Origin of the sequence: Fibrobacter sp. UWT3, from assembly GCF_900230125.1 — a bacterium.
Taxonomy (GTDB): Bacteria; Fibrobacterota; Fibrobacteria; order Fibrobacterales; family Fibrobacteraceae; genus Fibrobacter.
Window position 1 is genome coordinate 411,065 of record NZ_OCSS01000003.1, and the last position, 18,561, is coordinate 429,625.

An 18,561-nucleotide genomic window follows, 5' to 3' on the forward strand; every position below is an offset into this window, starting at 1 on the left:
TTACGCCTCGCACCATTTTTTCACGAGTTCCATCAGGAACGCGTTCTCTTCGGGCTTGCCTACGGTCACGCGGATGTATTCCGGCATACCGAAGCTCGTAAGCCCGCGGACAATCATGCCGTTGCTTTCCAGGAACGCGACCAGGTCGCGGGCCTTGGGGCCGATTTTCACGCAAATAAAGTTCGCCTGAGTCGGGAGCACCTTGAGCCCGAGCGCACTGAATTCGCGGGTCAGCACAGCAATGCCCTCGGCATTCATCTTGCGGGTCGCCTGCACGTGTTCCTTATCGCCCAGAGCGGCGATCGCCGCCACCTGAGCAGCCTGGTTCACATCGAACGGCGGTTTTACCTTCCACAGGGCACGGATAACTTCGGTACTGCCGAAGGCATAGCCCACGCGGAGCCCCGCCAGCCCGTAAATCTTGCTGAAGGTGCGGTTCACGAACAGGTTCGAGTACTCGCCAACAAATTTCGCCATGTTCGGGTAGTCCGGTGCCGTCGCGAACTCGGCATACGCCTCGTCCAGGAACACGAGCACATTCTGCGGGACTTTTGCAAGGAAAGCACGAATTTCCGCTTCGGTGTAGTACGCACCCGTCGGGTTGTTCGGGTTGCAAATGAACGCCACGCGGGTCTTCCCATCGATTTTCTTCGCCAGTTCATCGAGCGACGTGCGCGCCTCGCCCTCGCCCACACCGATAAAGTCGGCGCCGTTCGAGAGCGTGGTAAACTTGTACACCGAGAACGTCGGCGTAATGCCCACGCAGTTGTCGCCCTGGCGGATAAACGCCTTGCCCACCATGTCGATAATCTCGTCGGAACCGTTCCCGACCACAATCTGGCTCGTTTCCACGCCGTACATCTTGGCGATGGAGTCTATCAATTTCGGGGCATCGCCGCGCGGGTACAGGTGCAGGCTGTCCGCAATCCCGTGAAACGCCTCGACCGCCTTCGGGGAAGCCCCGAGCGGGTTTTCGTTGGACGCTAGTTTCACTACCTTGTCAAGGCCAAAGCGCTCGCGGATTTCCTCGATGGATTTTCCGGGAACGTAATCGGACAATTTCGAAAGTTCTGGACGCGGTTCTATCATATCAACCTCTTTTCGTGCACAAATCTACATTTTTCGCCAGAGGATTATTTTAAATTTATCGCGTATGAACCGCCTTGTAGCCCTGTTTGTCGCCGCACTATGCGTAAATGCGTTCGCAGTCGATCGCATGTGGGACATCCGCTACACGTTCGGCCCGGACACGCGCCCCTCGCCCCGCTGGGGAATCGGCGTCGGCGCCGTGAGCAACTACGGCTCGGACATTCTCTTCCCGGCAAACATCACTATGGCGCTTTCGCGCGAATGGAACATCGGCGGCAAGGTAAACGTGCAGAGCATCGACAAGTTCGACCAGGTCATCGTTTCGCTAGATGTCGGCGGGCGCTACCTAATAAATGCGAACAACTTCGTAGAGCTCGACGGTAACTTCGGCCTGAACCGCAACAACAGTACAGCAGTCGTGCTGACCTACGGCAACGAGCAGTTTATCTCGAAAAACTTCGCGAACTTCTACGAACTGCGTGCAGGTGCGCTACAAGGCGTTACCGGAGAAGACGGTTACGTAAAATTCGCAGCGGGCATGACACCCACCCTCTATTTCACGACATTCTTCCGCACCTACATCGAAATCAACATGTCCGGGAGCATCGGGAACTTGACGGACGATTTTATGATAGACATCATCCCGAAATTGGAACTGAGCCTCGGGCCCGCGCGGGTCAGACTCGATTTCGACATCGGGATCATGCAGAAGAAAAACAACGACGTGCAAACCATCGCACTCTACGTGATAAGCGCGCTGTAGCCACAAATTGATAATTGATAATGGAAGATTGATAATGCGAAGTGTGTAATTTCACATTTGTCACTACACACCTCACATTTCACATCATTTACTATTTCACCGTAAACGCGGCTCCGTCGTAGTCAATGACCACGGGCTTTGCGGCACTCACGGTACCGGCGAGAATGGCGTGGCTCAGCGGGCGTTCCACGTTCCTTTCCAGGTAACGCTGGATCGGGCGGGCACCGAATTCCGGCTGGTAGGCACCGTCGGCAATGGCATCGAGCGCCTTGTCGGTCAGCGTGAGCTGCAAATCCTGACGGGCGGCGCGTTCGGCGAGCCCCTTGAATTTGAGCCTTACGATGTCCCTGATCTGCGGTTTCGTCAAGCTCTGGAACACCAGCACTTCGTCCAGGCGGTTCAGGAATTCCGGCCTGAAGAAGCTACGGAGTTCCGGCTCGATTTCCTTCAGGGTCACGGGCTTTGCATCACCCGCGCGGTTCTGGAAGTGAGCGGCACCCAGGTTCGACGTCATGAGAATCAAGGTGTTCTTGAAGTTCACGGTACGGCCCTTGCCATCGGTCAGTCGACCGTCGTCAAGCACCTGCAACAGCGTGTTGAACACGTCGGGGTGAGCCTTCTCGATTTCGTCGAGCAGAATCACGCAATACGGATGCGTACGCACGGCTTCGGTCAGCTGGCCGCCTTCTTCGTAGCCCACGTATCCCGGAGGCGCACCGATCAAGCGGCTCACGCTGTGCTTTTCCATGTATTCGCTCATGTCGATACGCACCAGCGCGTTCTCGTCGTCGAACAGTTCCACGGCAAGCGCCTTCGCAAGTTCCGTCTTGCCCACACCTGTGGGGCCCAGGAACAAGAAGCTACCAATCGGCGCATTCTCGCGGCTAAGACCGCTACGGTTACGGAGAATTGCCTCCGAAACCGCTTCTACGGCCTCGTCCTGGCCAATCACGCGGGCATGCAGGCGTTCGTCCAGGTGCAACAACTTGGCCTTTTCGCCTTCGCAAAGCTTCGTGACAGGGATTCCCGTCCAACGGCTCACTACAAGCGCGATGGTTTCTTCCGTCACCTCTTCGCTCAGGTCACTGTCGCTTGCGGACTTCTTGATTTCTTCCGTCTTCGCGGCGATTTCCTTTTCCAGGTTCACAATCTTGTTGTACTTGAGTTCGGCGGCGCGATTCAAGTCGTAGCGGGCTTCGGCCTGTTCCATCTCGTCCTTCGCTTGTTGCAAAGACTTTTTAAGGCCCTGCAATTCGGCGTTCTTCGCGCGCCTCTCCTGCCAGCGGTCCTGCATCAACTTGACTGCAGCATCTGTCGTCGCGAGTTCTTCACGCAACTCTTTCAGGCGCTTTACACTGGTGTCGTCAGTTTCCTTCGCCAAGGCCTGCTCCTCAATTTTCATCTGGAGTTCCTTACGCTGCAAGGTATCCAAGGCTTCGGGCACGGTATCCATCTGCGTCTTCACCAAACTAGCCGCCTCGTCAATCAAGTCAATCGCCTTGTCCGGCAAGAAACGGTCACTGATGTAGCGGTTCGAAAGTTTCACCGCCGCCACGAGCGCGTTATCGTGCAGACGCACGCCGTGGTGCGCATCAAAACCGTCCTTGATGCCACGGAGAATAGAAATCGATTCTTCTTCGCTCGGCTCGTCAACCTGCACGGGCTGGAAACGGCGTTCCAAGGCGGAATCCTTCTCGATGTACTTGCGGTATTCCTGCGTGGTCGTCGCACCGATGCAGTGCAGCTCACCACGGGCGAGTTTCGGCTTGAGCATGTTGCCCAAGTCCATGGAGCCTTCGGTCTTGCCCGCACCCACGATAGTGTGGATTTCATCGATAAATAGCAAGGTATTGCCGTCTTCTTCAAGAGCGTCCAGCACGGCTTTCAAACGTTCCTCGAAATCTCCACGGTATTTTGCGCCCGCCATCAAGGCCGACAAATCGAGCGCGAACAACTTCTTACCCTTCAGAGCGTCAGGCACATCGCCGCGGTAAATACGCTCGGCAAGCCCTTCGACAATAGCGGTCTTACCCACGCCCGGTTCACCGACCAGGCACGGGTTGTTTTTCGTCTTACGGCTCAAAATCAAGATGACGCGGCGGATCTCTTCTTCACGGCCAATCACCGGCGAGAGTTTTCCGTCGGCAGCCATTTCCACAAGCTCACGGCCGTAGAGTTTCAGCGGAGACTGTTCCTCGGCATTGGCGGCACCCGCAAACGGGTCCGACAGCCAAGTTTCCACGACCTCCACGCTGCCCAGCGCATCTTCAAAAACCTTCGCAAGGCCGCGGTCGCCCGAGAATTTCATCAAGGCCACGAGCATATCGCCCGGGGTCACCATACGGTTCACCTGACGCGCCGCCTGCACAGAGGCACGCAAAATGCGGTTCAAGTCGTTATCGGGTTCCACGTCGGGGTTTACGCCCTCCATGCGCGGAATCTTCTGCACGAACGGCTCCAGCTTGCCGCGGAGTTCATTCGTCTTCGCGCCCTTCGACTTATAAAGTTTCTTCAAGGTGGCATCGGGGCCTTCGACAAGCCCCACCGCCAAATGCGCCGCACCCAGGTAGGAATGCGAGCAACGGTCGCGCAAGCTTTGCGCCTTCGCCAACACCTTTTCTGCATCGTTATTAAAATCGGACATAAATAAACCTTCTTTTTATATTTACCGCTTTCTAAATGCAAAACCCGTGCCAAGGGTCTCGTTCGGCAAAAAACGCCCCAAATAGCGCAAAAAACGGCAATTTTCGCCGTAAAAAAGCAAAAAAATGTCGCATTTTTCAGCATCATTTTTTCAAAATAAGACGTCCTGGTGTTTAATTCCGCATAAATAAAGATATGTCCAGAAAGAAGATGAGTTGAAGAACTCACCCTCTTTTTTTAGAGTGCATAGAGCTTTGTGGAGATTTCAGAGTTGTGCTTGAAGGAACTAAAAATCCGGCAAATCCAGTCGGGAAAAAAATAGGCGGCCAGTTCCAGGGAACTGCCGCCACTGCTATAAAAACAGCACCATCAAAAGAAAACCTGACGGCAATCCCATTTATACCGCCCCCAGCTGTTTTGTCGATGCTTCAGATTCGCGACTCCAAAACATTTCTGTCTCAACTGGGGGCCCTTAAAAAGGACTGTCAGTCCCCTTTCAATGATAATCACACCAAAAGGCATGTTGTCCACATGGACGCCCCACACGGGGTGCGCTTCTCGCGCGGTTTATCATTTTATTGGCAGAATTAAATATACCTTTTTTGGGGGCAAAAAGCAATCAAAACTTTTCTAGTTTCCCGTTTTTTACGTAAAAAATTAAACTATATTACCATCATGAAAAAAATTTTTCTCCTATTCGCTGTAGCAGCCCTCCTTTGCAGTTGCTTCAAACCCAGTCGAATCGAGCCCTCTGTCAAGGAGTACACCTTCAACAACATGGGTCGCACCTATGTAAGCAGCAGGACGGTTTTCATCCCCGTTCCGCTCCCCTTCAAATACGAGTTTGGCGGGGCCTGGGATATCCGTTTCAGCGCATTTTCCCTCGAGCAGGAGTTTTCCGCCTTCATCGTCCTGAAAGACGACAAAAAAATCTCAATCCGCGGCGCACGAAAGGACTTTTTCGCCAAGGACTCCACCTTTACCAAGCCCTTTGACGTAAGTGACGAAGAATTTGTCATGTACTACCTGAACTGGGACATGGATTACTGGAAAGATCAAGTAAGCAAAAACGCCCATGCGGGTGACGGGCACGGCCCCAACTACACCGCAGGCAAGGCAACCTACAATTCCGAAAAGAAGTATGGGACCATCAGCCGTTCCCTTCCTTATAGCAAGACATGCACCCTGGCCAGTGTCCAAAAAAACAACTACATCTATATGATTACGGGTTCAACATCCACTGACGACAAGGACGACATGTGCGAAGTCATCGTGGAGATCTGGGAAGGCCGCGCAGAATTTTAATAACGGTCTTTTTTGAACGCGATTTCGCCCCCGTCCCCGGCCGCATTGTAAACCTTTCGCAACAAACGACAATTAAATCGCCTTAACAGCGCCCCTACCCACTCAAAAAACGCTTTTTTTCGCGTATTTCGCGCATTTTCATGTTGTAGGTGTTGTAAACCTTTACAATGGAATTTGGCCCGACCTACTCCCCATAGAGCCCGAATAAATCTACTTTAAACACAGAAACCAAACATCCCATACACCAACAACGGCATCCCTTCGCGGGGTGCCGTTGTGGTTTATACAGGCTTGCGCTAGGCGGCGCAGTTTTCAAACGGCGCAGTTTTTCAGGCGGCGCTATTTGCCACACGCCATTTTTCTGAAATTACCGACCGCCGACGAGAATCTGGTCGACCTTGATACTCGGCTGGCCCACAGTCACGGGAATGTGGCCCGAAGAGGCTCCGCAAATGCCCGCGGCCTGCTCGAAGTCGCTGCCGACCATGCTGATGCGGGGCATAATCTCGTGCCCCTTGCCGATGAGGGTCGCGCCGCGCACCGGTTCGCAAATCCTGCCGTTACGGATAACGTAACCTTCATCGACAGCGAAGTTGAACTCGCCTGTCGCGGGGTTCACGGAACCGCCTGCCATGCGGGCTGCATAAAGCCCGTTATCTACGCTCGCGATCATGGAATCGAGCGTATCTTTACCGGGGGCGATAAACGTGTTGCGCATGCGGCTCACCGGCGCATACTTGTAGCTTTCGCGGCGTGCCGAACCCGTGCGGGCAATGCCCACTTCTGCGGCGCCCACGCGGTCGCTCATGTAAGTCTTCAATATGCCATTTTCAATAAGCGTCGTACGCTGCGTGGGCATTCCCTCGTCATCGTACTTGAGGCTCCCCCACACGCCGTCCATCGTGCCGTCGTCTATTGCGGTAAGGCACGGCTGGCCAATCGCCTCGCCAATCTTGCCGCAGAAGGGGCTCGCGTTCCTGCGTACGGATTCCGTTTCGAGCGGGTGCCCACACGCCTCGTGGAATATCACGCCACCGAACCCGTTGCCCATCACCACGGGCATCTGGCCGCCTGCGATGTAGCCCGCATCGAGCATGCGGACAACGCGTTCGGCACACTCCGTCGCGATTTTTTCGGGAGAGTAGTTTGCCAGCAGTTCGTAACCGCCAAGCGCCCCGGGGGCCTCGTGCGTCGTGAGCCTCTCGGAGCCATCGCTTGCAGTAACCGTCACGTTCACGCGAACCCTGGAACGGTCCAGCACAAGGTTCAGACCCTCGCTGTTCATAATCGTGATAGACGAGCACACGTCGGTCACCGTAGACCCGACCTGTGCAACTTTGTCCGAAACGCTACGCGCTGCCTTGTCGGCGCGGAACAAGAAATCCTGCTTGACCGCCTGGCCCAGCAGGCGCGGGTCCTTGAACGCCGCCATATTGAAGTCGCTCACGCGCTTTTCGGGGCGCAGTTCAAACGGGGCATTCAATGCACCCGCCTTCGCGATACGCCCGAAGGCAAGCGTCTGCACCAGCTTCACAAGGGCATCTTCGCTGTCGTCGCTCGTGAAACCATACAGCACCTCGGTCCCGTACAGGAGGCGGATTCCGATACCATATTCCGTACCCGCCGTAGCGGTCTCTATATGGCGGTCCTTTATCCCGAGCACCGAGCTGCGGGTCTCTTCCTCGAAAATTTCCACAAAGTCGGCGCCGGCATTCCTGCCCGCCTCGAAAATCTTCACAGCGACTGACGGATTCACGCTAGACCTCGCCGTTCATCTTCTTGCGCACAGGGATACCAGCCGCAAGCATTTCCTTCTTGATTCCGGGAACCGTGTAATCGCCAAAGTGCACCATCGACGCGACCAGCGCCGCATCTGCAGCAGTCTTGCGGAACAAGTCCACAATGTGCGCCGGGGTACCCGCGCCACCGCTAGCAATCACCGGCACCTGCACGGCACGCGCCACCTGGTCGGTAATGTTCAGTTCGTACCCGTTGCGCACGCCGTCGGTATCGATGGCGTTCAGGCAAATCTCGCCCACGCCCAGGTCTTCGGCCTTCTTCGCCCACTCGACGGCATCAATGCCCATCGCCTGGCGGCCACCGCGGATATACACCTCGTAACCGCTCTTGAACTTGTCCGAAACGCCCACGAACTTCGCGTCCATGCCAAGCACCACGCACTGGCGACCGAACGCCTTCGCGCCGTCGGCAATGATTTCGGGGTGCAGCACGGCGAGGCTGTTCACGCTCACCTTCTCGGCACCGGCCAACAGGGCCTCGTGCATGTCGTCAAGGTTACGGATACCGCCACCCACAGCAAACGGGATAAACACGCGCTTCGCAATCTGGCGAATCATTTCCATGTCGCACGGGCGGTTCTCGGCGCTCGCGGTAATATCGTAGAACACGAGTTCGTCCACGCCGTCGGCACTGTACTGCGCGCCCATCTCCACGGGGTCGCCAATGTCGATATTTCCCTTGAACTTGACGCCCTTCGTGACCTTGCGGTTACGGACGTCGAGGCAAACGATTAAGCGTTTAGTAAGCATAATAATAGACAGGTCACCCTATGCAATAGTGAAGAATCCAGTTTTGTCATCCACAGCTGGATCCTTCGACTTCGTGCTACGCACTACGCTCAGGATGACTCCAGGTTACAGATTACGGTCGATAACGGCCTTGACGGTCGCCTTGGGCACGGCACCCACCACGTTCCCGACTTCCACGCCGTTCTTGAACAGCTTCATGTTCGGGATGTTCGTGATGCCGAAGCGGGCGCAAATATCCTTCGCGCCATCACTGTCCACGTCCATCTTCGCGATAATGGCCTTGCCGTTGTATTCGTCGGCGAGTTCATCGATAATGGGGCCCATCATCATGCAGGGGCGGCACCAGGTCGCCCAGAAATCAACGAACACCAACTGGCCAGACGAAATGGCCTTGTCAAAATTTTCTGCTGTAAGGTGAATTGCAGGCATAGTAAACTCCGATTTTTTCCCTTAAAATAGAAAATTCGGACTAGAAAGCGTAGCCTATCGCGTAGTTGAGGTCTATACCGAAGCCCGATTCCGCGACCTTGTCGGCATCGCCATCGTCGATATCGTTCGAAGACATCATCGTGTAGCCAAATCCAACTTCCGTAAACGTGACAAAGTGTCCGCTCTGGATCTTCAATCCCAGATAGCAGGCAAAAATGAAGGCGGACGCCTCACCGGACGAAGAACTGCGATGATTGTAGTAATCGCTATCATAGTCAACAGAAATGCTCTCGTAACCGATTTGCGGCGACACGTAAAAACCCTTGTGGCCTTCATTGAAATAGAACCGCACCCCCTCGTAGAGCCCGTAAGCAAAAATATCTCCGTCGGCAAAACTCGCCCACATCAGTTCCGGGCGCGAAGAGAGCGAAAGCCTCGAGGAAAGGTTGTTCTCCACCGTCACATTAAACCAGGGCACCCCGAATATAGCGGTAAAGACAAGCAACGATACGGGATGGATGGAAATAGACCAGCGGGTATTGGGGAGGGTGGGTTCAGGCGAGGGCTGAGCGGGCTGGGTCGAAACATGATCGTCGGAGGACGCAGCGGCCTGGTCAGAGCCATAGTTCGACCAGTTGTTCCCCTGGGCTCCAGCAAAAATGGCAAGGAACAGTGCTACAACAGCAATGCGCTTAATCATTTGTTCTCCTTTTTATATACAACTTTGCCCAAAATTTAGCAAACTCAGTAAATCAAGCGCATTTCGTCGGCCCAGAGAGTCGCCCCGACAGAGCCCTTGTACAGGTTCCCGAGCGCACTGGAGGCCATCACCACGCGGATATGCGTCACGTCGAAATCATCCGGAGAATCCGTCGGGACAACATGATTGTCGATGCCGGCAGAATTCAGAAGTTTCTTGGTAAACAGGCTCGAATTATGGATTGGCGAATTGTCGTGAGGTTCGCCATACTTGAATGCAAGGCGAATAGTCTTGTAGCCGCTGCGCCCCGCATCGGTAATGGAGACCACATCCGGATCGTCCTCGCTCTCAACCGTCGTCGCGCGGTACCAGGCCGAGGCAATCATCGTATTCACGTCGCTGGAAGTACGGTACTGGTTCTTGCCCTCGTTGCTTGCGCGGCTACGGTGTTCCAGAATCACGTACAGGTCACAGGAATCGCCCTTACCCTCATACTTCACGTCAAACTCCACATACTTGGGCCTTCCATAGAACGGCCTTCCAAAATCGATAAGTTCGTTGCCGTCATCGTACTTTGTCAGGTTTAACGTACCCACGCCCTTGGGGTTGAAATAAGCGACAAGCATGTTACCGCTAGCGAATTTTCCTATGCCGAGAATCTTCGCATCAATGGATTCCATCTTGACAACTTGTTCATCCTCGTTCACGGTAAGCGTCTTGGTCGACGAAATGGCAGAGTTATTGCCGTTGTCCCAACCAGCAATATCATTCTTGTTGCCAAAGTCATCCTTGATCCATTCGTTAAATTCGCTACCCGGATACTGATAGCCCGCCTTCACGGTGTAGGTACGCTCGACGCCATCATTTTCCAGCGTCACCTTCAATCCGCGCGCAAAGTTGTAGGACTCGCCCACCTTCACGCTTGCCGTAGCGCCGTCCGAAAGTTCCAGACCCTTTATTTCGAGGTCGCGCAAGTCCAAATCAATCGCGTAATTCATATTCAGGAATACCGTACCGGCATCCTGGTCGATTTCAGCCTCAACTTCACCCGCACCGGCAATAAGCCTCAGGAGTTTCGGGGCATTCGCAGGAACCACCACCGACGAAGAAGATTCCGGCTCATCGCCACCCGCCGAAGAATTGCCGTCGCCGCTGCTGGCAGAATTATCCTCTTTCGCAGAAGAGGAACTGCCGGCAGGTTCCTTGCTGCTGCTCGACGCATCGCTCTTGCCCGAAGAAGAATCGCCTGTCTTGGAACTGCTGGAGCCTTCCTTCGCGGAAGACGAACTGGACTTTGCATCCGTATCGCCGGACTCCTTATTCGACGAGGAAGACTTCACCTTCTTCTCGGGGATTTCAAACACGACCTGCCACAGCGAAGGAATCCCGCTTTCGGAAACGAGCATCAGGTAAACCGTCCCGCTCGAAGGAATGCGCACCTTGTCGCCCTCGTGCAGGCGGTCCTTCGCGTACGAGAGTTCCTGCGCCAGCGAATCCAGCGCGGCGGAATCGCTCGGGAACTCCTTGAACTTGCCATCGACCAGATGGAGCGTCGCCATGGAGCTTATATCGAGCAGGGAAATCGTCGCGGAGTCCCAGGTTTCAAGGCTATCGGGAATCTCGTCAAGACTCACGACAATCTTGTGTTCGTCCGCATAGAGCATCGCCCCACTTTCGCCCTCCTCGAAGGCGATTTCATTGAACACGCGGTAATCGGACTGCCCGAAGGTATCGTAGTCGGCAGTACAGCCGAAGAGGGCTGCGCACAGGAAAGCCGCCAAAAGCCATTTCAGAGAAAGTCCATTCTTAAACATTTTCATTTCTTTCTCCTAGTATATCAGTTTAAAATCATCCAACACGAGCGCCGAATTTTCGCCGCCGCGGTACTTGCCCGAATTGCCCACCGTCCCGCCACACACAACATGCGCGTACGCCGAAGAAGCGAACATCACGTGAATCGAGGTTACGTCCTCTTCACCCGTCCCGAGCGAAAGGCCTTCGGCGACGGGATATTCGCCCGAAAGCAGCCCGAACGGGTCCTTGCCGTAAGAAAGTTCAACCGTACGGGATTTCATTTCCGCGCTGGCCTCGTCCGAGAAGGCGCCGGTCGCGACCACCTTGCCGTTCTTGCCCACGAGCATCACGTACACGAGGCTCTTTTGCGGGTAGTCCGTAGACTTGTTCGCCACATGGCTGTAAGAATACTTCACCGTAAATGCGGTCGGGCGTGCCGTAAACGGCTTGCCGAAGGTCATATCCTTCGAAATGTCGGAGCAGTCCGTTGAAGGAGTACCTCCGTCAGAACCCTGCTCGTAGATATCCAGCGCAGTTTCACCCGCATAGGATCCAGCAAAGTAGAAGCCACCCGCCATCTTCCAGCTACCATCAATAAATAAGAATGAACCTTCCACCTCGCGGGTTGTAACCGTCGCCATACCGCCATCGAATTCAAGGTTCGCCTCAGAAGAAACCTTTATGGCGGCAGAAGATGTCTTCGTCGCCATCGCATCGCTCGTGGTGGCCCAGAAGTCGTTGCGGGCGCTAAAGTCGGAGCCAGGCAGTTGCGGTTCCTCACGTTCGATGCTCGAGGACTCGGGTTCTTCACTGCTCGATGATTCTGCGGAAGAACTGGATTCGGAAACCTCACTGGACGAAGATGCATCCTCCGACGAACTCGAAGCAATCTCGCTGCTCGAGGCAGGAGCAACAGAAGACGAAGAACTTTCCGCGGGCTTCTCGCTCGAGGAACTTTCCACCTTTTCACTGCTGGAAGAAGCCTTCTCAGCATCGCTTGACGACTTAGGTTCGGCGCTGCTCGAGGCCGGAGCAACAGATGACGAAGATTCCACCTCGGGCAAGCTCACCGTCCAGACGGCAACTACGCGGTTCGCATCGTCAAGCACGACAAGCCTAAGGCCTTCTTCGCCAATTTCAAGTTCCGTTCCGGTACTTACCGGGTTATCCCAGTCGATTTCGGGGTCCACCGGGTCGTCGTCGAGCGCAAGGTAGCACTTGTTGCCGCCAAGAGCCGCAATGTTATCGACCTTGAAGGACGATGTGCCCTCGGGGAGCACAATCGAGCGCGATTCCACATCGATTTCGGCTTCATCGACATTTTCGAAAAGCTCGGACAGGTCAGGAGCGGCAACCTGCGTATCCGTTTCGCCAGAACAGGCCCACAGGCCAAACGCCAGCGAGCACAGCGTACCCGCGATAAGCGACTTCATTTTCCCGTGAATCTCAAACCGCATAGCAAACCCCTAGAAGAACGTCACCAGCGAGAAATCCAGCGCCAGGAGGTTTATGGTGAAATTCACGATATTGTACACAAAGCGGCTGCTCGTCTCGTCGTTCTCTTCCACATCGATAATGCTGGAACTCAGGCCGAGCAAGCCCACCGAGGTTTCGAACGCGAACCGGTCCAGCACCATCACGCAGATACCCGGATTGAGACCCGCCTTGATAGACCAGCCCCTGTTGCGGGTCTTCTTCATGTCCTCGCCGTCATCCGTCTGCGAAATGCCGTACGAATACTCCACCGAAACAGAAGTCTCGTTGAACAGATAGAAGATGCGGGAATCCAGGACCTTCAGGTAGTTTTTCAGGAGCGGCTGCACAAAGAACCCGTTGCTCACGTACTTGCGGCGCTCCTTCACGTCCATAAGGTCTTCCATGAGCGAGAAATCGATATCGAACCAGGTGCGCGAATACCCGGCACGCACGCCGAGCGCCATGGCATCGCGGATAAAGTACCCGCCAAAAGCCTCCACCGTGAACGTGTAGCCGTAAGCCTCATAAACATCACCAATGAGAATATTCAACGCATCGTCCTCGGTATTCGCCTGGATAAGCGAGAGCGTCGTGCCCGCATAGAAATGCCCCTTCGATATCGACTCGTCAGGTTCTATCGGGAAAAGCGCATCCAGCAGACCAGCCTTCTTCGCAGGCTTTGCAGAATCGGTCACAACCGGGGCCGTTTCCGTAACCTTTACCGCAGCAGGTGCCGCCGGGGGTTCCACGGCAGGAGTTTCAGCAGCTGGAGCCTCTGCAACCTGGGATTCCTGAACCGGAGCAGATTCTGCCGGTTCAGCCTCCGGCACAGGATTCTCTACCGCCGTGGCTTTAGTTTCGGCCTGCGCAGAATCCGGGACTATGTCCTGGGCTAGCGCGGGCAAAAAGGCAAAAAACAGGGAAATAACAAAGGCGGCTTTTCTCATATACTTTAATTTACATTATTATAAAGCAACGAGGAGCCGCCTACCAAGCGTATGTGAGGAATTTCAACGATTTTGAGCCTGCAAGGGCTTTCTTACAAGCGCTATTCCACATCCTTTACGCAGCGCACGGCATAGCCGAAAGATTTCATGTAGGATTGTTTTTGAAGAAGGTGATCTCCGGCATAGTAATACCCTTCAAAAGCAGAACTGCCAGCGTCCTCTTCAACAAGCCAGAAACGGGCATATCCATCGTATTTCACGATGCCATTGCCGTTCCGTTCCCCGGTCGGGAGCATACCGGCGGCATCGAAGGATACAGAGCCATCGTTAAGTGCATACCCGAGCCAGTTCCAATCAGCCTTTTTCGGAAGGCGCCACCCTTCCGGGCAAATTCCGCGCACCTGTTTTTCAGATTCAAAACATACTTTTGTCGCACATTCCAAGTCGTTCACGGCAGCGGCGTAGGTGTAAAGGTTTCCTTCTTCGCAGCGTTCCCCGTTCGCGCCAATGCACACCGTGTTCCCTACAAGCGCAGGTGATGCTGTTGAATCCGCGTAGCGCAGGTTTTCCGCCATCCAGATAATAAACTCGTTTACCTGCACAACGCGGTACTTGTTGCCGTCGCGCTCATCGGTAATCTGTTCCAGGCTGTTCCAATCTTCGCCGTGACTGTAGGAGTCCCACGCCGAAGACGATGAAACGGAAGAAGACGAGACCTCCGACGAAGACGAAAGTGAAGACGAAGAAACCTCGCTCGACGACGATTCCGCAGAAGAGGAACTTTCCACGGATGAACTTGAACTTTCCTCAGACGAACTCGAGGAAACGCTCGAACTGCTCGGGACCGAGACTTCGACAAACTTGTCGAGTTTCACCTCGCCCGCATCGGCAACGCAGCGGAGCGCATACCCGAAGAACTTCGTATACGACTGGCCCCTGAACGTCGTTTCCTCACGACAACGATAATACTCGTACGCGCCATCGGAATTCGACTGCGTCGCCGTCCAGAACCGCGCGCATTCATCCGAGCGAACATACCCGGCGAACTCACCCGTGGGGGCGGAAGCAAAGCCCGCGCTATCGTTGAGGGAAACGCCCTGGTCGGATGCTTCTGCGAGCAGGACCTTCCATTCGCCCTCCGTAGGCACATGGAAACCTTCGGGGCAAATTCCCCTATGCGGATTCTCTACAATACAAAAAGAATCTGCACATTCGGGATTGTCCATCACGGCAGAAAAATCGTACAGGCAGCCGCTGGAAGCGCAGTCATCAACGATACTCCAGCTGTGCCCTTCAAGCGACGGGGTCGCCACCTTGTCCCTATACCGCAAGTTTTCAGCCATCCATACCTGGTCGCCAATTTTCACCACGCGGTAAACTTCGCCATCGCGCTTGTCGGTAAAGGAATTATACAGCGTATCGCTCACGTAGGATTTTGCAATCGAGCTGCTCGACAGTACGGAAGAACTCGAGGCCAGCGAAGACGAACTTGCCCACCTCGCAGAAGAACTGGAAACATCATCAGAACTATCGGGAACGACCGGGCCCGCCTTTCCGTACGGGGCCTGCAAAAAATCTGAGCCTTCGTCGCCGCAGGCAACGAACGCCAGCGTGCAACAGGCAAAAGAAACAGGAAAAAGCGCCTTATAAAAACTGTTCATCATTCCTCCTTTTCTTGCAAAAATATAGCAACGCAATTCCGAAAGCAGGCCTACAAACCGTAGCCTTCGGACAAAACACCATTTTTTGCCGAAGAAACGCACACGGCAAGGCAATTACGGTCTATTTCTTCTTAAATCTCAAATAAAGCCCCTCTATTTCGGAGCGGAACGCCTTGAACAGGCTCAGGCCATCCAGCGCGTCGGCAAAGTATTCCACTTCCAGCGACTTGGGGGCATCTACGTCCGCGTTTTCCATGTCGCTTGTCATTTGTATGTAATTCGTGGGGTCGGCCACCACCACGACAAGCATAGTCCAGTCCGCAGTTGCAGACATCGAGAAATCGACGACAAAGTCAAGCACTAGCTTGCCCTTGACCATGCTCGCCTTGAAGTTCCTGATTTTCCGGGCCTTCAAGAAGTCAGAACCCGCCTGTACGTAGTTGTAGTAGTTGTTCTTCTCGATAGGGCCAAGGATTGCCGTTTGCAGCGGGGGCTGTTCATCCGCCGAGATTTTCCCGTCGCCGTTCTTGTCGACGGACGAAAGCATTGCAGCACTGTAGATTTCGTCATAGGACCAACGGTTTTCGACACCAACAAAGCCGGTCGCATCGTAGAGGACCTTCACCTTGACATCGGCAAAAACATGCGGATGCGCAAAGGCCTGCACGGCAAGCACCGCTACAAGCGAGACAAGCAGCAACAATCCGCGCATTGCATGGCCCCCGCTAGAAGGCAAACACGACACCCGCCACGAGTAGACCCGCACCGATTACGCCAAGGCCAATGCCTACCGCCGCCTTCGTGTCGCCGGACTTGTTCAGGTCGTGGTTGTCCTTGATGAGCCGCTGGGCCTTCTCGCTGTCGAACACGGAACGGTTGTATTCGTGCTTCTTGTCGGCAGCGTCGCTCCAGTTGCGTTCGGCAAGGTACCAGAGCACCCCGCCCGCAAGGATAGGCGCAATGGAACTCCACAGGAGCACCTTGCCCACGCGGCGGTCGCTGCGCTTCTGGTTGAATTCCCTCTGCCCCTGGATATACTCGATATCGTCTATCGGCTGCAGTTCCACGTTGATGAAGTTCGGCATGAATGCCTTGATTTCAGTGGTAATGGAGGTGTCGCGGTAGCCCACCTTGCGGAAGAACAGCTGCATCTGCGGTTGCGGTTTCACGTCATCCACGATGAGGTCGGTCATGTAGTCGGGGAAGCGGTTTATCGTAGGTTCCTCGCCCACGTACACTTCGACCGCCTCCGGGTTCGTGCTGAGCGTTATCCTCGTAGAGGGGCGCCGCACCGGAATTTCCACCTTGTTCAGGCTATCCGCGTTGATCTTCACGGTAGCCGTGCCCCACCATTCCACGTCGCGCAGGACCTTCATCACGGAAATCGTGTACTTGCCCGGCTTGATGTTCTTGATGGTGTCGGGAGCAACCTGCATAAGCGCAATCCCGTTCACGAACAGCGAGCACGCCTCCGGGTTCGAAGTAACGAGCAGGTTCGCCTTTCCGGGAGGGTACAGTTCCATCTCCTCTTCCTCGTCCTTCACGACGGGCACCACGTAGTTCGAGAGCGAAAGGTCTATCATCACCTTGTCTTCAAGGTTGTACAGGCGCTTGAGGTCAAGCCTGAAAATCTTGATATACGGGTTCTCGACCACGTTTGCAAGGCTATCCTGGATTTCACGCTCGCGGATTTCGGCCTCGACCTTCGCGACCTCTTCCATCTTGAGGCGCTTTTCCTCTTTCTCAAGAGCCGCCTCGAGGTCATCCTCGGCATCGGCGGCAATCTCGGCAGCCTTCGCAGCCTCGGCAGCGGCAATGGAATCGGCGACGGCGGCGGAATCAGTCTTCGCGGCAAGGGAATCCTTCACCGCGTCGGTCATGATAACCTCGGCGGGCTTCTGCGGTTCAGGCTTATCGTCATCCTCGAATTCTTCCTCTTCCTCGACCTTCTGGCCGTTACTTTCCTGGAGCGCAACCGCCTCCTCGTCGCGGATTTCTTCCAGCACCTTCTGGGCGGCATCGTCCGGGGCACGCAGGTAGACGGTATCCTTCTCAATCTTCACGAAGATGGCTTCCTGTTCCACGGAATCACCCACAAGGAAGTAGCGGACGGGCACCTCGCGGGTCGTAGCCGTATCGGCGGGGTTCACTGCAGCAGCCTTCGGGGCCGGGGCGGCAGCAGGCGCCGGAGTAGCAGCGGGTGCTGGCGCGGGTGCCGGGGCAATGGCCGGAACGGCCTCAGGCGCTGGGGCATCCTGTGCAAAGGGTACGGAAAAACACGTCGCACAAAGTACGACCAAAAACACGAAAAGGCTTATTCGTTTCTGCATACCCTAAAGATATATAAAAAAGCGGGAAATGGGAGATTTTTCGTTGGCAGAATGCTATCGGCAGTCGGCAGAATGCAGTTGGCAGAGTTTAGTCGGCAACCGGATTCTTCACGAGGCGGGCGCAGTATATGGGGCCGCAGCCGTTGCACCTGTCGGGCAATATGTGCACCCCGCATTCGGTGCGGTCCGCCCCCTCGGGGAGGTTTTCGAGCGGTTCCACGCGCATCGCGGGCCTTTTTTTCAGGATTCGCTTCACCACATCGTCGTTTTCCATAGGCGAAAGCGCGCAGGTGCCATACACGAGCGTTCCACCGGGTTTCAGGGCATCGATAGCGGATGCCAAGAGCCCTCCCTGTTCCACCGCAAGGCGCTTCACCCGCTTTACCGACCACACCTTGAGATGTTCCGGCGCATTGAGCACGTGCCTGTCCGAAGAACAGGGGGCATCGAGCAGGATCCTGTCGAAACTCTCCTTGCGGTGGAGCCCGAACTTCACGCCATCGTAACCCGAGACGGTCACGACCTTCCGCCAATCCTCCGGCAGGGAATTCTCGATAACGTGCGAAAGGCGGAGTCTCCTGTCCGGAGAGCGGTCGTTACTTTGTAAAAAACCTTCCCCCGCAAGCATAGAGGCAATCACGAGCGTCTTGCCCCCGGGAGCGGCGCACATGTCGAGCACGCTATCGCCGGGGCGAACCCCGAGGGCGCGGGCGGCAAACACGGACGCTTCGTCCAGATAATACGGTTCGAGTCCCTCGCCAAAGCGCAACTCCGTCGCGCGCCCCTCCCCCTTCAGGGATTCAAGGAGTACCGGCCAGCGTTCGCCAAACAGGTTCGTGAAGTAGTCAAAAAATTCCATAAGGCAATTTCAAGAT

General features: G+C 55.1%; 16 protein-coding genes. 3 read left to right on the top strand and 13 right to left on the bottom strand.

Annotation, left to right across the window (positions count from 1 at the left end):
* Nucleotides 1-1,089 (bottom strand): histidinol-phosphate transaminase, encoded by a 1,089-nt coding sequence (hisC, locus tag CRO08_RS13250; RefSeq protein WP_097036583.1) that lies wholly within the window; start codon nucleotides 1,087-1,089, stop codon nucleotides 1-3.
* A 64-nt stretch (nucleotides 1,090-1,153) separates the two neighbouring features.
* On the opposite strand from hisC, the gene CRO08_RS13255 reads away from it, so the two are divergent.
* Nucleotides 1,154-1,852: a hypothetical protein gene (locus CRO08_RS13255; protein ID WP_097036584.1), complete on the top strand. Its 699-nt coding sequence runs from the start codon at nucleotides 1,154-1,156 to the stop codon at nucleotides 1,850-1,852.
* 91 nt (nucleotides 1,853-1,943) lie between these two features.
* Here the strand turns inward: CRO08_RS13255 and CRO08_RS13260 are convergent, their stop codons facing one another.
* A complete protein-coding gene (locus tag CRO08_RS13260) occupies nucleotides 1,944-4,496 on the bottom strand; it encodes an ATP-dependent Clp protease ATP-binding subunit (RefSeq protein WP_097036585.1) in 2,553 nt (850 codons plus the stop codon).
* Nucleotides 4,497-4,768: 272 nt separating this feature from the next.
* Here CRO08_RS13260 and CRO08_RS13265 point away from each other — a divergent pair, with 272 nt between their 5' ends.
* Together CRO08_RS13265 and CRO08_RS13270 are read left to right on the top strand one after the other, a co-directional pair.
* Complete coding sequence (locus CRO08_RS13265) at nucleotides 4,769-5,086, top strand: hypothetical protein (protein WP_097036586.1); 318 nt, start codon at nucleotides 4,769-4,771, stop codon at nucleotides 5,084-5,086.
* A gap of 84 nt (nucleotides 5,087-5,170) precedes the next feature.
* Nucleotides 5,171-5,800 (top strand): hypothetical protein, encoded by a 630-nt coding sequence (locus CRO08_RS13270; protein WP_097036587.1) that lies wholly within the window; start codon nucleotides 5,171-5,173, stop codon nucleotides 5,798-5,800.
* A gap of 367 nt (nucleotides 5,801-6,167) precedes the next feature.
* Here the strand turns inward: CRO08_RS13270 and CRO08_RS13275 are convergent, their stop codons facing one another.
* The 11 genes from CRO08_RS13275 to CRO08_RS13330 form a co-directional block, all read right to left on the bottom strand.
* A complete protein-coding gene (locus tag CRO08_RS13275; protein ID WP_097036588.1) occupies nucleotides 6,168-7,556 on the bottom strand; it encodes a TldD/PmbA family protein in 1,389 nt (462 codons plus the stop codon).
* Between the two features lies 1 nt (nucleotide 7,557).
* A complete protein-coding gene (hisF, locus tag CRO08_RS13280) occupies nucleotides 7,558-8,349 on the bottom strand; it encodes an imidazole glycerol phosphate synthase subunit HisF (protein ID WP_072808310.1) in 792 nt (263 codons plus the stop codon).
* Nucleotides 8,350-8,454: 105 nt separating this feature from the next.
* Nucleotides 8,455-8,778: a thioredoxin gene (gene trxA / locus CRO08_RS13285; protein WP_072808313.1), complete on the bottom strand. Its 324-nt coding sequence runs from the start codon at nucleotides 8,776-8,778 to the stop codon at nucleotides 8,455-8,457.
* Between the two features lie 40 nt (nucleotides 8,779-8,818).
* Complete coding sequence (locus CRO08_RS13290) at nucleotides 8,819-9,478, bottom strand: hypothetical protein (protein WP_097036589.1); 660 nt, start codon at nucleotides 9,476-9,478, stop codon at nucleotides 8,819-8,821.
* Between the two features lie 44 nt (nucleotides 9,479-9,522).
* Nucleotides 9,523-11,298: a PCMD domain-containing protein gene (locus CRO08_RS13295; RefSeq protein WP_097036590.1), complete on the bottom strand. Its 1,776-nt coding sequence runs from the start codon at nucleotides 11,296-11,298 to the stop codon at nucleotides 9,523-9,525.
* A gap of 9 nt (nucleotides 11,299-11,307) precedes the next feature.
* Entirely contained in the window at nucleotides 11,308-12,729 is a 1,422-nt protein-coding gene (locus CRO08_RS13300) for a PCMD domain-containing protein (protein WP_141398376.1), read from the bottom strand.
* 9 nt (nucleotides 12,730-12,738) lie between these two features.
* Nucleotides 12,739-13,695 carry a hypothetical protein gene (locus CRO08_RS13305; RefSeq protein WP_097036592.1) on the bottom strand — a complete coding sequence of 319 codons (957 nt, stop codon included), beginning with the start codon at nucleotides 13,693-13,695 and terminating at the stop codon, nucleotides 12,739-12,741.
* A 101-nt stretch (nucleotides 13,696-13,796) separates the two neighbouring features.
* A complete protein-coding gene (locus tag CRO08_RS13310; protein ID WP_097036593.1) occupies nucleotides 13,797-15,359 on the bottom strand; it encodes an FISUMP domain-containing protein in 1,563 nt (520 codons plus the stop codon).
* A gap of 118 nt (nucleotides 15,360-15,477) precedes the next feature.
* Complete coding sequence (locus tag CRO08_RS13315) at nucleotides 15,478-16,068, bottom strand: DUF1007 family protein (protein ID WP_097036594.1); 591 nt, start codon at nucleotides 16,066-16,068, stop codon at nucleotides 15,478-15,480.
* Nucleotides 16,069-16,081: 13 nt separating this feature from the next.
* Nucleotides 16,082-17,686 carry a hypothetical protein gene (locus CRO08_RS13320; protein WP_141398377.1) on the bottom strand — a complete coding sequence of 535 codons (1,605 nt, stop codon included), beginning with the start codon at nucleotides 17,684-17,686 and terminating at the stop codon, nucleotides 16,082-16,084.
* Between the two features lie 88 nt (nucleotides 17,687-17,774).
* Nucleotides 17,775-18,545 (bottom strand): RsmB/NOP family class I SAM-dependent RNA methyltransferase, encoded by a 771-nt coding sequence (locus tag CRO08_RS13330; protein ID WP_097036596.1) that lies wholly within the window; start codon nucleotides 18,543-18,545, stop codon nucleotides 17,775-17,777.
* Between the last annotated feature and the right edge of the window lie 16 nt (nucleotides 18,546-18,561).

What these genes read in the sequence shown, in the direction of transcription:
- hisC (WP_097036583.1), bottom strand. Translation starts at nt 1,089, where the DNA reads ATGATAGAACCGCGTCCAGAACTTTCGAAATTGTCCGATTACGTTCCC.
- CRO08_RS13255 (WP_097036584.1), top strand. Translation starts at nt 1,154, where the DNA reads ATGAACCGCCTTGTAGCCCTGTTTGTCGCCGCACTATGCGTAAATGCG.
- CRO08_RS13260 (WP_097036585.1), bottom strand. Translation starts at nt 4,496, where the DNA reads ATGTCCGATTTTAATAACGATGCAGAAAAGGTGTTGGCGAAGGCGCAA.
- CRO08_RS13270 (WP_097036587.1), top strand. Translation starts at nt 5,171, where the DNA reads ATGAAAAAAATTTTTCTCCTATTCGCTGTAGCAGCCCTCCTTTGCAGT.
- hisF (WP_072808310.1), bottom strand. Translation starts at nt 8,349, where the DNA reads ATGCTTACTAAACGCTTAATCGTTTGCCTCGACGTCCGTAACCGCAAG.
- trxA (WP_072808313.1), bottom strand. Translation starts at nt 8,778, where the DNA reads ATGCCTGCAATTCACCTTACAGCAGAAAATTTTGACAAGGCCATTTCG.
- CRO08_RS13290 (WP_097036589.1), bottom strand. Translation starts at nt 9,478, where the DNA reads ATGATTAAGCGCATTGCTGTTGTAGCACTGTTCCTTGCCATTTTTGCT.
- CRO08_RS13295 (WP_097036590.1), bottom strand. Translation starts at nt 11,298, where the DNA reads ATGAAAATGTTTAAGAATGGACTTTCTCTGAAATGGCTTTTGGCGGCT.
- CRO08_RS13300 (WP_141398376.1), bottom strand. Translation starts at nt 12,729, where the DNA reads ATGCGGTTTGAGATTCACGGGAAAATGAAGTCGCTTATCGCGGGTACG.
- CRO08_RS13305 (WP_097036592.1), bottom strand. Translation starts at nt 13,695, where the DNA reads ATGAGAAAAGCCGCCTTTGTTATTTCCCTGTTTTTTGCCTTTTTGCCC.
- CRO08_RS13310 (WP_097036593.1), bottom strand. Translation starts at nt 15,359, where the DNA reads ATGATGAACAGTTTTTATAAGGCGCTTTTTCCTGTTTCTTTTGCCTGT.
- CRO08_RS13315 (WP_097036594.1), bottom strand. Translation starts at nt 16,068, where the DNA reads ATGCGCGGATTGTTGCTGCTTGTCTCGCTTGTAGCGGTGCTTGCCGTG.
- CRO08_RS13320 (WP_141398377.1), bottom strand. Translation starts at nt 17,686, where the DNA reads ATGCAGAAACGAATAAGCCTTTTCGTGTTTTTGGTCGTACTTTGTGCG.
- CRO08_RS13330 (WP_097036596.1), bottom strand. Translation starts at nt 18,545, where the DNA reads ATGGAATTTTTTGACTACTTCACGAACCTGTTTGGCGAACGCTGGCCG.